Consider the following 12,665-nt stretch of genomic DNA (forward strand, 5'->3'; position numbering starts at 1 on the left):
ACCACGAGAGCGGAACCGTCGGGAGGAATAATCCCCACGATTCACTGCGTCCTCGCTAGTGCGCCTCACCCCGGTGTGGGAGTGAGGACTTTTTTTCAAAGGAACCTCCAACCCACCAAAGGTGGGCCGGGGTTGTCAATCTGGCGTTGACTTTTGGCACGCTGTTGAGTTCTCAAGGAACGGACGCTTCCTTTGTACTCACCCGAGAGACTCTCTCAGGCTTTCCTCCGGGCAGTTTCCCTTCGGTCTTGCGTTTCCGACTCTATCAGACTCTTTCGTGTCCGATTTCCTCGGTGCCTTTCAGGTTTCCGCTCCGGCCTTTCGGCTTTTCGCGTTTCCCTTTCCGGCGGTTCCGACTCTATCAGATCCTTTCGGGCCTGACTCCCAGTCAGTGGGGCTTGTCTTCGCGGCTGTTGGGCCGTTCCGACGTCCCAAACTTTAGCGGATTCCCCCGGCGGCGCCTAATCGGGCCGCCACACCGAAATCGAATTGAATTCGGGCACGCCGAATTCGATCCCGGAGGGAGATCGTGCTGGTGGTTGGGTTGCCGCTTCAGCGGCGGAGGTGCTGTCGCAGAACCGTTACGGCTCCGTGGCAACTCGAAGAACTTTACGTATCGAGGAGGGGCATGTCAACACCCTCCTGGCAACTTCTTTTCAGTCGAGGTCCGTGAGGCGGCCGCCGGCATCCGGCTGGGCGTCCTCCACGCGGCGCAGCAGGCGGGTCAGGACCTCGCCGAGGACTCCCCGCTCGTCGGAGGAGAGGTCCTGGAGAAGGTCCTCCTCGAAGCCGGAGGCGAGGCGCATCGCCTCGAGCCACTTGGCGCGGCCCTCGGTGGTGAGCTCGACGATGACGCGTACCCGATTGGACTCGTCGCGGTCGCGGGTGACCAGGCCCTCGCCGACCATGCGGTCGATGCGGTGGGTCATGGCGGCCGGTGTGAGGCCGAGGCGCTTCGCCAGGTCTCCGGGGCCCATGCGGTACGGGGCACCGGAGAGGACGAGGGCCTTGAGGACCTCCCACTCGGCGTTGGTGATGCCGAGGTTCGCGGTCTGGCGGCCGTAGGCGACGTTCATGCGCCTGTTGAGGCGGCCGAGCGCGGAGACGATCTGCTCGACCTGGGGGTCGAGGTCCTGGAACTCGCGCTGGTACGCGGCGATCTGCTCGTCGAGGGTCGGCTCACTGTCGCCGGGGTTGTCGCCCATGGCCCGCAGTATGGCACGGGCCGCTTGGCATTGAAGTCCTTCGGTGTGTATTGTTTAGATCCTAACTTTAGCTTCGAAGTCTTCACTTCTAACTCCTAAGGCAGGTGAAAGTGACCAGGGCGATGGGCGCAGCGATGCGTCGGATCCAGGTGGGCAGCGCGCTGAGTTCGTTCGGCGTCGGGTTCACGGTCCCGTTCCTCTATGTGTACGTCGCTGAGGTGCGAGGTCTGGGGGCCGGAGCGGCGGGCATCGTGCTCGCCGCCTTCGCCATGGCCGCTCTGGTCGTCCTGCCGTTCACGGGGCGGGCCATCGACCGCCGCGGTCCGGTGCCCGTCCTGGTCGTCGCCACGCTGGTGGCGGCGGTCGGTGCCCTCGGGCTCGGGCTCGCCGGCAGTCAGACGACCGCGATCCTGTCGGCGGCGGTGCTCGGTGCGGGCACCGCGGTGATCCAGCCGGCGCTCGCCACGATGATCGTGTGGACGTCCACGCCGGAGACCCGTACGCGCGCCTTCGCCATGCAGTTCTTCCTGCAGAACCTCGGCCTGGGCATCGGCGGGCTCATCGGCGGTCAGATCGTCGACGAGAGCCACCCGTCGAGCTTCACGCTGCTCTTCGGTATCGAGGCTGTGATGTTCCTGGTACTCGCCGGGGTCGTGGGTTTCGTGCGGATGCCGTACGCGCCTGCGATCGGCGGGGCGGTGCCGAAGGGTGGCTCCGGGACGGGCGGCGGGCTGCGGGCGCTGTTCCGGCACCGGGCGATGGTGCAGCTGTGCGTCCTCGGGTTCGTGCTGTTCTTCGCCTGCTACGGGCAGTTCGAGTCGGGCCTTAGCGCGTACGGCATGGAGGCGGCCGGGATCTCCCCATCGACGCTGGGCATCGCGCTCGCCGCCAACACCGCGATGATCGTGGTCGCGCAGTTCGCGGTCCTGAAGTTCGTCGAGCGGCGCAGGCGGTCCCGGGTGATCGCTGCGGTCGGGCTCGTGTGGGCGATCGCGTGGCTCGCCGCCGGGTACGCGGGTGTGGGGCACGGCAGTCAGGCCATGGCGACGGCCGCGTTCATCTCGACGTACGCGCTGTTCGGTCTCGGTGAGGCGATGCTGTCGCCGACCGTGGCCCCGCTGGTCGCCGATCTGGCGCCGGCCGGGATGGTCGGGCAGTACAACTCGGCTTTCGCGCTGGTCAAGCAGCTCGCTCTGGCCGTCGGTCCGGCGGTCGGCGGGCCCATGGGGGCCGCGCTGCACGGTCCGTACATCGTGACGTTCGTGCTGTTCTCGCTGGGGATCACGTTCCTCGCGGTGCGGCTCGGACGGCATCTGTCGCCCGTGCAGGACCAGCCGTCGCTGGCGAAGAGCCGGATCGTGGCGGAGGGCGGGGCGTCGGCAGAACCGGTGCACGCGGCCGCGTCCGTCTGAGGCTCCGTCCGGGTTACGGGGTCCGCGGCAGGGCGAATTCGCACCAGACCGCCTTGCCGCCGCCCGGGGTGCGCCGGGAGCCCCAGTTCGAGGCGATCGTGGCGACGATGGCGATGCCCCGGCCCGCCTCGTCGGCGGGTTCGGCGCGGCGGCGGCGCGGGAGGTGGTCGTCGCCGTCGGTGACCTCGATGATCAGTCGGCGGTCGGTGCGGCGGAGCCTGAGGCGCATGGGCGGGGTGCCGTGCTGCAGCGAGTTGGTGACGAGTTCGCTGGCGGCCAGGACGCCCAGGTCGTGCAGCTCCGGTGAGAAACGCCAGCTGGCGAGCACGCCCGAGGCGAAGGCACGCGCGCGTGGGGCCGCTTCGACGCCGCCGAGGAGTTCCAGGGCTGCGTTGCGGAACAGCTCTCCGTCGGGTCCCGTGCGCGCCGGGTGCTGGAGGACGAGGACGGCCACGTCGTCGTCGTGGTCCGCGGTGACGCCTGCCGCGCGGATGAGGCGGTCGCACACGACCTGGGGCGTGCCGGTGGCGCCGGCGAGCGCGCGCTCCAGGGCCGCGACGCCCTCGTCGATGTCCTCGTCCCTGCGTTCGACCAGGCCGTCGGTGTACATGACGGCGGTCGATCCGGGGCCGAGCGGCACCGATCCCGAGGCGTGCAGCCAGCCGCCGGTGCCGAGCGGGGGTCCGGTGGGCTCTTCCGCGCGGTGGATCGTGCCGCTCTCGTCGCGTACGAGGATGGGGAGGTGGCCGGCCGACGCGTACACGAGGCGGCCCTCGTTCGGGTCGTGGACCGCGTAGACGCAGGTGGCGATCTGGTTGGCGTCGATCTCGATGGCGAGGCCGTCGAGGAGCTGGAGCACCTCGTGCGGCGGCAGGTCGAGGCGGGCGTAGGCGCGGACGGCGGTGCGCAGCTGGCCCATGACGGCGGCGGCACGCACCCCGCGGCCCATGACATCACCGATGACGAGTGCGGTGCGGCCGCCGCCGAGGGTGATCACGTCGTACCAGTCGCCGCCGACCGCGGCCTCGGTGCCGCCCGGCTGATAGGTGGCCGCGATGCGCAGGTCGTCGGGCTGTTCCAGCTCCTGGGGCAGGAGGGAGCGCTGGAGGGTGACGGCGGTCTCGCGCTGGCGACGCTCGCTGGCGCGCAGCCGCTCGGCGGCCTCGGCGTGGTCGGTGACGTCCGCCGCGAAGACCAGCACACCGGAGCCGCCCGCCCCTTCGTGTGCACCCTCTGCGCCGTCGGCCGGCACCGTCAGGGGTGTGCAGGTGAACGTGTACGAGCGGCCGCCGGCCACCTTGCGGGACTTGACCGTGCGCGGCTTGCCGCTGCGCAGGACCTGGTCGAGCAGCGGCAGCAGGCCGAGTTCCTCCAGCTCGGGCAGCGCCTCGCGCGCGGGTGCGCCGATGGGGCGGTCGCCGAAGGCCGCGACGTACGCGTCGTTCACGTACGCGATGCGGTGGTCGGGGCCGTGGACGAGGGCGACGAGGGCGGGGATGCGGTCGAGGACCTCGCGTGCGGGCAGTTCGTCGACGCCGGCGGCGGGCGTGGGCGCGTCGCTGTCGGAAGCGTGTTCGTGGCGGGCGGCGGGCACGGCGCCTTCCCCTCGCTGGCTTTGGGAGACGCCATGGTCGGACCGCGCTGCCGCGCGGCGCTGCGTTCCGGGGAGCCGGGCGCTCCAGCGCGTGAAGTTCACTGTGGGGAAAGCCTCGTGAGGTCGGGTGGGGGCTCCCCTGCCCGGCCGGGGCCGGGAGCAGCGGGGAAGGGCAACGTGGCGGTCGGTCCGCCCACGGTCTGGGGCCGGCCGGGGTCATGGACCAGTCTGACCGACCGGACTGACATCCGTCAGACGCCGGTCCTTGAGGGGGAGTTCCCGGGTCCGGTCAGGTCGACCCCTTCGGGTCCCGCGGCGGGTTCGCCGGGGGGCTGCCGGGCGGGTTTCCCCCGGCCGCGAGTTCGAACTCGGCACGCGGGCGTTCGAGCGAGCCGAGGGAGACGATCTCGCGCTTGAAGAGCCCGGAGAGTATCCATTCGCTCAGGACACGGGCCTTCCGGTTCACGGTCGGCACCCGGCTCAGGTGGTAGACGCGGTGCATGAACCAGGCAGGGTAGCCCTTCAGCCTGCGCCCGTAGACGTGGGCGACACCCTTGTGCAGGCCGAGCGAGGCGACGGAGCCGGCGTATTCGTGCTCGTAGTCCGTCAGGGGCTCGCCGCGCAGGGAGGCCGCGATGTTGTCGCCGAGGACTCTGGCCTGGCGCACCGCGTGCTGGGCGTTGGGCGCGCATTCCTTGCCCTCCTCGCCGGCCGTGATGTCGGGGACCGCTGCCGCGTCGCCCGCTCCCCACGCGTGCGGGGCGCCGTCGACGGTGAGCTGGGCGGTGCATTTGAGGCGGCCGCGTTCGTCGCGCGGCAGGTCGGTCGCGGCGAGCACGGGGTGTGGTTTGACGCCCGCGGTCCACACGACGGTGCGGGTCGGGAAGCGGGAGCCGTCGTCGAGGACGGCGACCCGGTCCTCGCAGGATTCGAGCCGCGTCCGCAGGCGTACGTCGATGTTGCGGCGGCGCAGTTCGCTGACGGTGTAGCGGCCCATCTCCTCGCCGACCTCGGGGAGGATGCGGTCGCTGGCCTCGACGAGGATCCATTTCAGGTCGTCCGCGGTGACGTTGTGGTAGTAACCCGCGGCGTAGCGGGCCATGTCCTCGAGTTCGCCGAGCGCCTCCACACCGGCGTAACCGCCCCCTACGAAGACGAAGGTGAGGGCCGCGTCGCGGATGGCGGGGTCGCGGGTCGAGGAGGCGATGTCCAGCTGTTCGATGACGTGGTTGCGCAGCCCGATGGCCTCTTCGACGGTCTTGAAGCCGATGCCGTGGTCGGCGAGTCCCGGCACGGGCAGGGTGCGCGAGACGGAGCCGGGGGCCAGGACGAGTTCGTCGTACGTGATCTCGACGGCGCCCGTGCCCTCCTCCTCGGTGGCCAGGGTGGTGAACGTGGCGCTGCGCTTGCTGTGGTCGACGGACGTGACCTCGCCGACGATGACGCGGCAGCGGCCGAGGACGCGGCGCAGCGGCACGACGACGTGGCGGGGCGAGATGGATCCGGCGGCGGCCTCGGGCAGGAACGGCTGGTAGGTCATGTACGGGTCGGGGGTGACGACGACGATCTCGGTCCGGCCGCTTCTCAGTTCCGGTTTGAGTTTCTGCTGGAGGCGCAGGGCGGTGTACATCCCGACATAGCCGCCCCCTACGACGAGGACGCGCGTACGCGGGACTTCCGGGGCCGTCCCCCGGGGAGAAGCAGTCTTCGGCATCGGCACCACCCCATGACGCATCGGCCACTTGAGTTTGTCCACAGCCCCGGCAAATTGTGTGACCGTCGCTTACGCCGGCCGCCGGGTGGGCGAATTGCCGGAGTCCGGGACATATCCGCAGGTCAGCACCTATGTAGCGGGTGAGGTGTGGGGGTGCAATCGTGGCGGAATCGCCGCGTACTCCGTTCGGGGGGCGCTCCGTGCGGAACCTGCCCCTTCTGAATTGACTCCGGCTCAACTATGTTCGTGTGCTGTCGGGGTGTCGGGGGATGCGCTGACGGATCCGTCGGACGGATCCGTGGAACTGGCCTGTTCCTCACGCTCCGGTTACCGATGGCGGGGAGAGTCTCCGGGGGGAGACGTCATTACCGGGGGAACACATATGCACATTCAGGACTCTCAATGGACTTCGACGGCTTCCGCTTCGGCCGTGGCCGGCGGACCGGCCGCCGCGGGCGGTAGCGGTCGTGGCGCGGGCGACAGTTCGCGTGCGGCGCCGCTGCGGGTGGATGCCCAGCGCAATCTGGAGCACGTCCTGCGCGCGGCGCGCGAGGTCTTCGGCGAGCTGGGGTACGGCGCGCCGATGGAGGACGTGGCGAGGCGGGCCCGGGTCGGTGTCGGCACGGTGTACCGGCGCTTCCCGAGCAAAGACGTACTGGTGCGGCGCATAGCCGAGGAGGAGACCTCCCGGCTGACCGACCAGGCGCGGGCCGCCCTCGGCCAGGAGGACGAGCCGTGGTCGGCGCTGTCGCGCTTCCTGCGCACGTCCGTCGCCTCCGGCGCGGGGCGGCTGCTGCCTCCGCAGGTGCTGCGCGTCGGCGTCGCCGACGAGCCGGCCGACGCGGCGGGCGCGGTCCGGGACGAGACGCGGGTTCCGCAGCAGCGGCACGCCGTCGTCCCGCCCGACCTGCGTCTCGTGGAGCAGCGCACGTCCCCGGTCACCGAGGGCCTACCGGCGGACGACGCGGGCGCCGCGGAACTGCTCGACGTCGTCGGGCAGCTCGTGGACCGGGCGCGCGCGGCGTCGGAGCTCCGCGAGGACGTGACGGTGGCGGACGTGCTGCTGGTCATCGCCACGGCGGCGCCTTCGCTGCCGGACGCCGCACAGCAGGCCGCGGCGTCGTCGCGACTTCTGGACATCCTGCTCGAAGGGCTGCGGTCGCGGCCCGCGTAGGGGCGGGCGGCACCGCGTAGGGCTGGGCTCGGCGAAGGCGCGACAGGCGTGGGGACGGCCGTGGGTGACGCGTGTGCGTCGCGCGCGGCCAACTCCCGTTTTTGGCACTCTCGTTGATCCCTACCCGTACGAGTGAAAGCTAGTACTTCGTTGTACGAGGTTTCCCCGGATGAGTGGTTGACGGGCACTGGTAGGCGGTGCGGACCACCCGTGTGGCACTCTTTCCCGCGTGTTCGGGTCTGAGTGTGCAGTCGGGGGCTTTCCGCGATGAGCGTTGACGGGCGGGACGAGCCACTCGAGAGCAGTGGTGCGGGCGACACCGAGACCGGTGGGCTGCCCGCGCGGCAGGTGCCGAGCCAGGGAGGTCCGCTCCGGGACCGGGCACCGGACTCCGCACCCTCCGAGCCGTCAGCCCCCGCGGACCCCTCCGCCGCCCCGGGTGAGGACCACTCCGGCCTGAGCGTGCCACAGCAGCGGGAGCACGGCGTGGACGCCGGAACCCCCGTCCTGCCGCCCCTGCGGGAAACGACCTCGGCGGACGCCGACCTGATCACCCGTATGCGGTCCGGCGACGACACCGCGTACGAGGAGCTGTACCGCCGGCACTCGAGCGCCGTCCACCGTTACGCACGCACCTGCTGCCGGGACGGGCACACCGCCGACGACCTCACGGCCGAGGTGTTCGCGCGCATGCTTCAGGCCGTGCGCGGCGGCAGCGGGCCCGAGCACGCGGTGCGCGCCTATCTGCTGACCACCGTGCGCCGCGTCGCCGCGGGCTGGACGAAGTCCGCGAAGCGTGAGCACCTGGTCGAGGACTTCGCGGTGTTCGCGCAGCAGGCCGCCCGCTCCAGCGAGGTCTCCGACGGCGACACGCTGGATCTCGGCGCCGACGTCCGCGCGATGCACGAGGCCGAGCAGTCCATGGCCATGCAGGCCTTCCGGTCCCTGCCCGAGCGCTGGCAGGCCGTCCTGTGGCACACGGAGGTCGAGGACGAGTCGCCCAGCGAGGTCGCCACGCTCTTCGGGCTCGACGCCAACGGCACGCGCGTGCTGGCCAAGCGCGCCCGCGAGGGCCTCAAGGAGGCGTACCTCCAGGCCCATGTGAGTACCACCCTCACCCAGGACGAGGAGTGCGCGCGCTACGCCGACCGGCTCGGCGCTTACGCCCGCGGCAGCCTGCGCACCCGGGCCGAACGCGGTCTGCGCAAGCACCTGGAGGAGTGCGCCAAGTGCCGGCTCGCCGCCGGTCAGATCAAGGAAGTCGCCGGCGGGATCCCCGGTGTCGTGCCGGTCGCGGTCATCGGCTGGTTCGGTGCCGCCGGATACGCGAAGGTGGTCGCGCTCATCGGGGGCGGCGCCGCGAGTGCGGCGGGCGCCGGTGCGGCGGCCGCGGCGGGCGGCAGTTCCGGAGGGGCCGCGGGCGGTGGCGCCGCGGCGTCCGAGGGGCTCGGCGCGCCCGTGAAGGCGGGAATCGCGGCCGGTGTGGTCGCGGCGGGCGTGGCCGTGGCGGTGGCGATCGCCCTCGCGGGTGACCCGCAGAAGCCCAAGCCGGAGGCGCACAAGGAGAAGCCGGCGGTCTCGCAGCCCATCACTCCGCCGAAGCCGACGCCTCCCCCGAAGCCGCAGCCCGAGCCGCCGGCCCCGCAGCCGCCCCCTCCCCCCGAGCCCGCGCCGAAGCCGACCCCCACCCCGAAGCCGGCGCCCAAACCCACCCCCAGACCCACACCCAAGCCCACGCCTCCGAAGCCGACGCCCAAGCCCACTCCGAAGCCCACGCCTCCCCCGCCGCCCGCCCCGGCCGTCTACCAGCTCAACCAGCTGTCGTACGGCGGACTCGGCGACGGCACCAAGCCGGAGATCCGGCCCGGCGAGAGCAGTTGGGTGTGGCAGCGATGGGGCCTGCGTGTCGCGGACAAGGAGTACGCGAACGGGGTCACGGTCCACGCGAACTCCTCCGTGACCATCGACCTCAACCGCAGCTGCACCGCGTACGACGCCGTCGCCGGTGTCGACGACATGACGCTCGGCACGGGAGCCATGCGGTTCTCGGTGTACGCGGACGGGGTGCGGCTGTGGAAGTCGCAGGTCCTCAGGGGCGGGGACCCGGCCGTTCCGGTTCATGTGAATCTCGCGGGACGCAAGGCGATCCGGCTGGTCACGGAGCCGCGGACGAACTTCGACTCCCTCGCGGTCGGGGACTGGGCCGAGTCCCGCTTCACCTGCCGGTGAGCGGCCCGGTCAGAGCGTGAGCGGCCCTAGTCGAAGTGGCGGACGCGTTCCGTCAGGAACGTGACCGCCTCGGCCGCCGTGTGCCCTGCCCCCGCGGCGCGCGCGTCGGCGTACTTGTCGGCGCCCAGCGCGGCGACCGCCTCCGCCTCCAGCGCCTCGATCTCGGCGCGTTCGGGCTGGGGCCGCTCGGAAACACCGCGCCAGCCGTCGGACGCGGCCACCACCCGCACCGCGCCCTCCGTGTCGCCCAGCTGGGCCAGGAAGATCGCCCCGCGGCCCGCGAGGTCCGCGTTGACACTCTCCGCGCAGCGGTTCTCGACCGCGTACCGCAGGGCCTCCGTGAGGACCGCGAGGCCGCGCGCGGGCCCCGACTCGGCCGCCGTGATCCGCGCGTCGACACCGCCGACGAGCGCCGTGAACTGCGGTGGCGGGGTGCCCCGCGACGACTCCGTGGCCGCGTCGTCGCACAGCGCGCGGGCCCGCGCCACCTCGCCGTCCTCCACCGCCATCAGAGCGTTCAGGAGCAGCACGTACGCGTGGGGATCCGGCACCCCGTACCGGTCGGCCTCCCCGATCGCCTCGGTCAGGAGCTTGCGCGCCGCGTCGCGTTCGCCGGAGCGGTAGGCGATCTCGCCGAGCCGGGCGATGAGGAACGGCGCCTCCGCGTACGCGCCGACCTCGTAGGCGAGGCGCAGTGCCTCCTCGAACTCGCCCTTAGCCTCGTCGAACCGGCTGCGCGCGACGGCCGCCTCACCGGCTGCGCTGCACACCTGGGCGCGCATCCACCGGTCCCCGACGCGGCGGCTGATGGTCCGCAGCTCGGCGACGTCGTCGTCGACGCCCGTGAGGTTGCCCGGCCCGTCTACGGCCGTGTGCGTACGGAACATCAGGGTGACGCCGATCTCCCACGCGCCGCCGTACACACGGCAGTTGGCGACGGCCTGGTCGAGGGCGGTCCTGACGTCCTCCGGATTGTCCAGGAAGTGCACGGTGAACGGCCAGATGATGCCGGGGAAGCGGGCACCCGCGGGCCCGGGCCGAGCGAAGGCGTCGCGCACCCGCATGAGGTACTCCCGGTCGGCCTCCCCCCGCAGGGCGCTCTCGGGCAGGGTCTGGGCCACGAAGAAGATGTGCAGCAGCCGCAGCTCCATGAGCCGCCAGTACAGGGGGTCGTCCTCGTCCGCCAGATCGCCCACCACCGGGAACGTCCGGCCGTCGCGCGGGGGAACCCGGCAGTCGGACGGGGACGGGCGCTCCGGGCGGGGCGTCGGGAGCAGCTCCCGCAGGATGTGACCGATCCACTCCGCTCCCTCTCTGCGGTAATTACGCAGCCACCAGAACCAGCCGGTGGAGAGGGCGAGTTCGACCGCGGACTCCGTGTCGCCGGTGACCGTGGAGCGGTGAAGCGCGGCGCGGAGGTTGTCGAGCTCCGTCTCCAGGCGCTCGATCCAGGGGAGTTGTTCGGCGGAGCGCAGGAGCGGGTCGGCCTTCTCGACGAGGGCGCGGAAGTAGGCGACGTGGCGCCGCTCGGCCTCGGTGCGGACCTGTGGTGTCTCGGCGGCGCGCTCGGTCGCGTACTCGTGGATCGTCTCCAGCATCCGGTACCGCATGCTGCCGTCGCCCGGGGTGGCCACCAGGAGGGACTTGTCGACGAGCGCGCCGATCAGGTCGGATGCGGGTCCGGTGCAGACAGCCTCCGCGGCCTCCAGGTCCCAGCCGCCGGCGAAGACGGACGCCTCGCGCAGGACCGTGCGCTCCTGCTCGTCGAGGAGGTCCCAGGACCAGTCGACGACGGCGCGCAGGGTCTGCTGGCGGGGCAGTACGGTGCGGCTGCCGCTGGTCAGCAGGCGGAAGCGGTCGTCGAGCCGGTCCGCGATCTGGCGGGGGCTGAGGAGTCTGAGGCGGGCCGCGGCCAGCTCGATGGCGAGCGGCAGGCCGTCGAGGCGGCGGCAGATCTCGGCCACGGCCTCGGGGTCGCCGGTGACGTCGAAGTCGGGGCGCACGGCGCGGGCGCGCTCCGCGAACAGGCGGTGCGCGGGGTCGGGCGGCAGGGGTTCGACGGGGCGCACGGACTCGCCGGGCACGCCCAGAGGTTCGCGGCTGGTGGCGAGGACCGTGAGGCCGGGGCAGTGAGTGAGGAGGGTCTCGGCGAGCGCGGCCGCCGCGCCGATGACGTGTTCGCAGTTGTCGAGGATCAGGAGCAGGCTGCGCGCGGCACAGTGTTCGACGAGCAGCGCCACAGGGTCGTCCTGCGGCGCCGTGTGCTCGCTGGTCATCAGGACGGTCTCGCGCAGGCCGAGGGCGCTGACGACGGCGCCGGCCACGGCCTCGGGCTGGTCCAGCGGGGCGAGCTCGGCGAGCCAGGCGCGGGGGTGTTCGGCGGCGGCTTCCTCGGCGAGGCGGGTCTTGCCGGAGCCGCCGGGGCCGGTGAGGGTGACGAGGCGGGCCGCTCGCAAGTCACCACGGATGGCCCCGAGTTCGGGCTCCCTGCCTACGAACGAGTTGAGGCGTGGCCGCAGATTGCCGTCGCGCTGCGGCTGCCGGGGTGGCGCCGGGCGGCCGGAGTCGCGGGCGGGGTCGAGCAGGTCGGCGTACAGGGCGGCCAGTTCGGGTCCGGGGTCCGCGCCGAGGCCGTCGGCGAGGGTGCGGCGGGACGCCTCGTAGGCGGCGAGCGCGTCGGCGCCGCGGCCCGCGTCGCGCAGGGCGCGGATGAGCAGGGCGTGCAGCGGCTCGTCGTACGGGTGAGCGTGCGTGAGTTCGGTCAGCTCCGGTACGGCGTCTGCGGCGCGGCCGAGTTGCAGATCGGCCGCCACGCGCGCGCGTACCGCTTCGAGGCGCTGAGCCTCGGGGCGGGTCGCGGCGGTGCGGTCGGCGAGGTCGGCGAGTGCCGGGCCGCGCCACAGGGCGAGCGCGTCGCCCAGGGCGCGGGAGGCGGTCGCCGGGTCGTGGGCGGCGAGGGCGGCCGTGCCCTCGCGGACGAGGCGCTCGAAGACGTACAGGTCCACGTCCTCGGGGCGGGCGGCGAGGCGGTAGCCGCCGCCTGCCTCCGAAGTGACGGCGTCCTTGCCGAGGGCGCGGCGGAGCCGGCCGACGAGGGCCTGGAGGGCGGCGGTCGCGTCGGCCGGTGGCTCGTCGGCCCATACGTCGTCGATGAGCGCGTCCGCGGGGGCGGTTCGGCCCGCGTGCAGCGCGAGCGACGTGAGCAGGGAGCGCAGCCGCTGTCCGCCCACGGGCAGGGGGGTGCCTTGATCGTCGTACGCCTCGGTGATGCCCAGAATTCGGTACCGCACGGGTCCATTCTCACGGGTGGGGCGGCCTCAGTCGCGCGGATTCCGGT

Annotated in this window: 7 protein-coding genes; 3 read left to right on the forward strand and 4 right to left on the reverse strand. The window is 72.2% G+C overall.

Annotation, left to right across the window (positions count from 1 at the left end):
- Positions 1-656 precede the first annotated feature (656 nt).
- Complete coding sequence (locus ACWFR4_RS11985) at positions 657-1,205, reverse strand: MarR family winged helix-turn-helix transcriptional regulator (protein WP_100598978.1); 549 nt, start codon at positions 1,203-1,205, stop codon at positions 657-659.
- A 122-nt stretch (positions 1,206-1,327) separates the two neighbouring features.
- On the opposite strand from ACWFR4_RS11985, the gene ACWFR4_RS11990 reads away from it, so the two are divergent.
- Positions 1,328-2,617, forward strand: a complete 1,290-nt coding sequence (locus ACWFR4_RS11990) for an MFS transporter (RefSeq protein WP_453464486.1) — start codon at positions 1,328-1,330, stop codon at positions 2,615-2,617.
- 13 nt (positions 2,618-2,630) lie between these two features.
- Here the strand turns inward: ACWFR4_RS11990 and ACWFR4_RS11995 are convergent, their stop codons facing one another.
- Positions 2,631-4,313 carry an ATP-binding SpoIIE family protein phosphatase gene (locus ACWFR4_RS11995; protein WP_453652183.1) on the reverse strand — a complete coding sequence of 561 codons (1,683 nt, stop codon included), beginning with the start codon at positions 4,311-4,313 and terminating at the stop codon, positions 2,631-2,633.
- A gap of 187 nt (positions 4,314-4,500) precedes the next feature.
- On the reverse strand, positions 4,501-5,925 hold the full coding sequence (locus ACWFR4_RS12000; protein ID WP_453652185.1) for an NAD(P)/FAD-dependent oxidoreductase: 1,425 nt from the start codon (positions 5,923-5,925) through the stop codon (positions 4,501-4,503).
- Positions 5,926-6,307: 382 nt separating this feature from the next.
- Here ACWFR4_RS12000 and ACWFR4_RS12005 point away from each other — a divergent pair, with 382 nt between their 5' ends.
- Both ACWFR4_RS12005 and ACWFR4_RS12010 read left to right on the forward strand, forming a co-directional pair.
- Entirely contained in the window at positions 6,308-7,099 is a 792-nt protein-coding gene (locus tag ACWFR4_RS12005; RefSeq protein WP_453652187.1) for a TetR/AcrR family transcriptional regulator, read from the forward strand.
- A gap of 267 nt (positions 7,100-7,366) precedes the next feature.
- Positions 7,367-9,328 (forward strand): sigma-70 family RNA polymerase sigma factor, encoded by a 1,962-nt coding sequence (locus ACWFR4_RS12010; RefSeq protein ID WP_453652189.1) that lies wholly within the window; start codon positions 7,367-7,369, stop codon positions 9,326-9,328.
- 26 nt (positions 9,329-9,354) lie between these two features.
- Here the strand turns inward: ACWFR4_RS12010 and ACWFR4_RS12015 are convergent, their stop codons facing one another.
- Positions 9,355-12,618, reverse strand: coding sequence for a BTAD domain-containing putative transcriptional regulator (locus tag ACWFR4_RS12015; protein ID WP_453652191.1), 3,264 nt, complete (start codon positions 12,616-12,618; stop codon positions 9,355-9,357).
- Between the last annotated feature and the right edge of the window lie 47 nt (positions 12,619-12,665).

The organism is Streptomyces sp. NPDC055140, assembly GCF_053607285.1.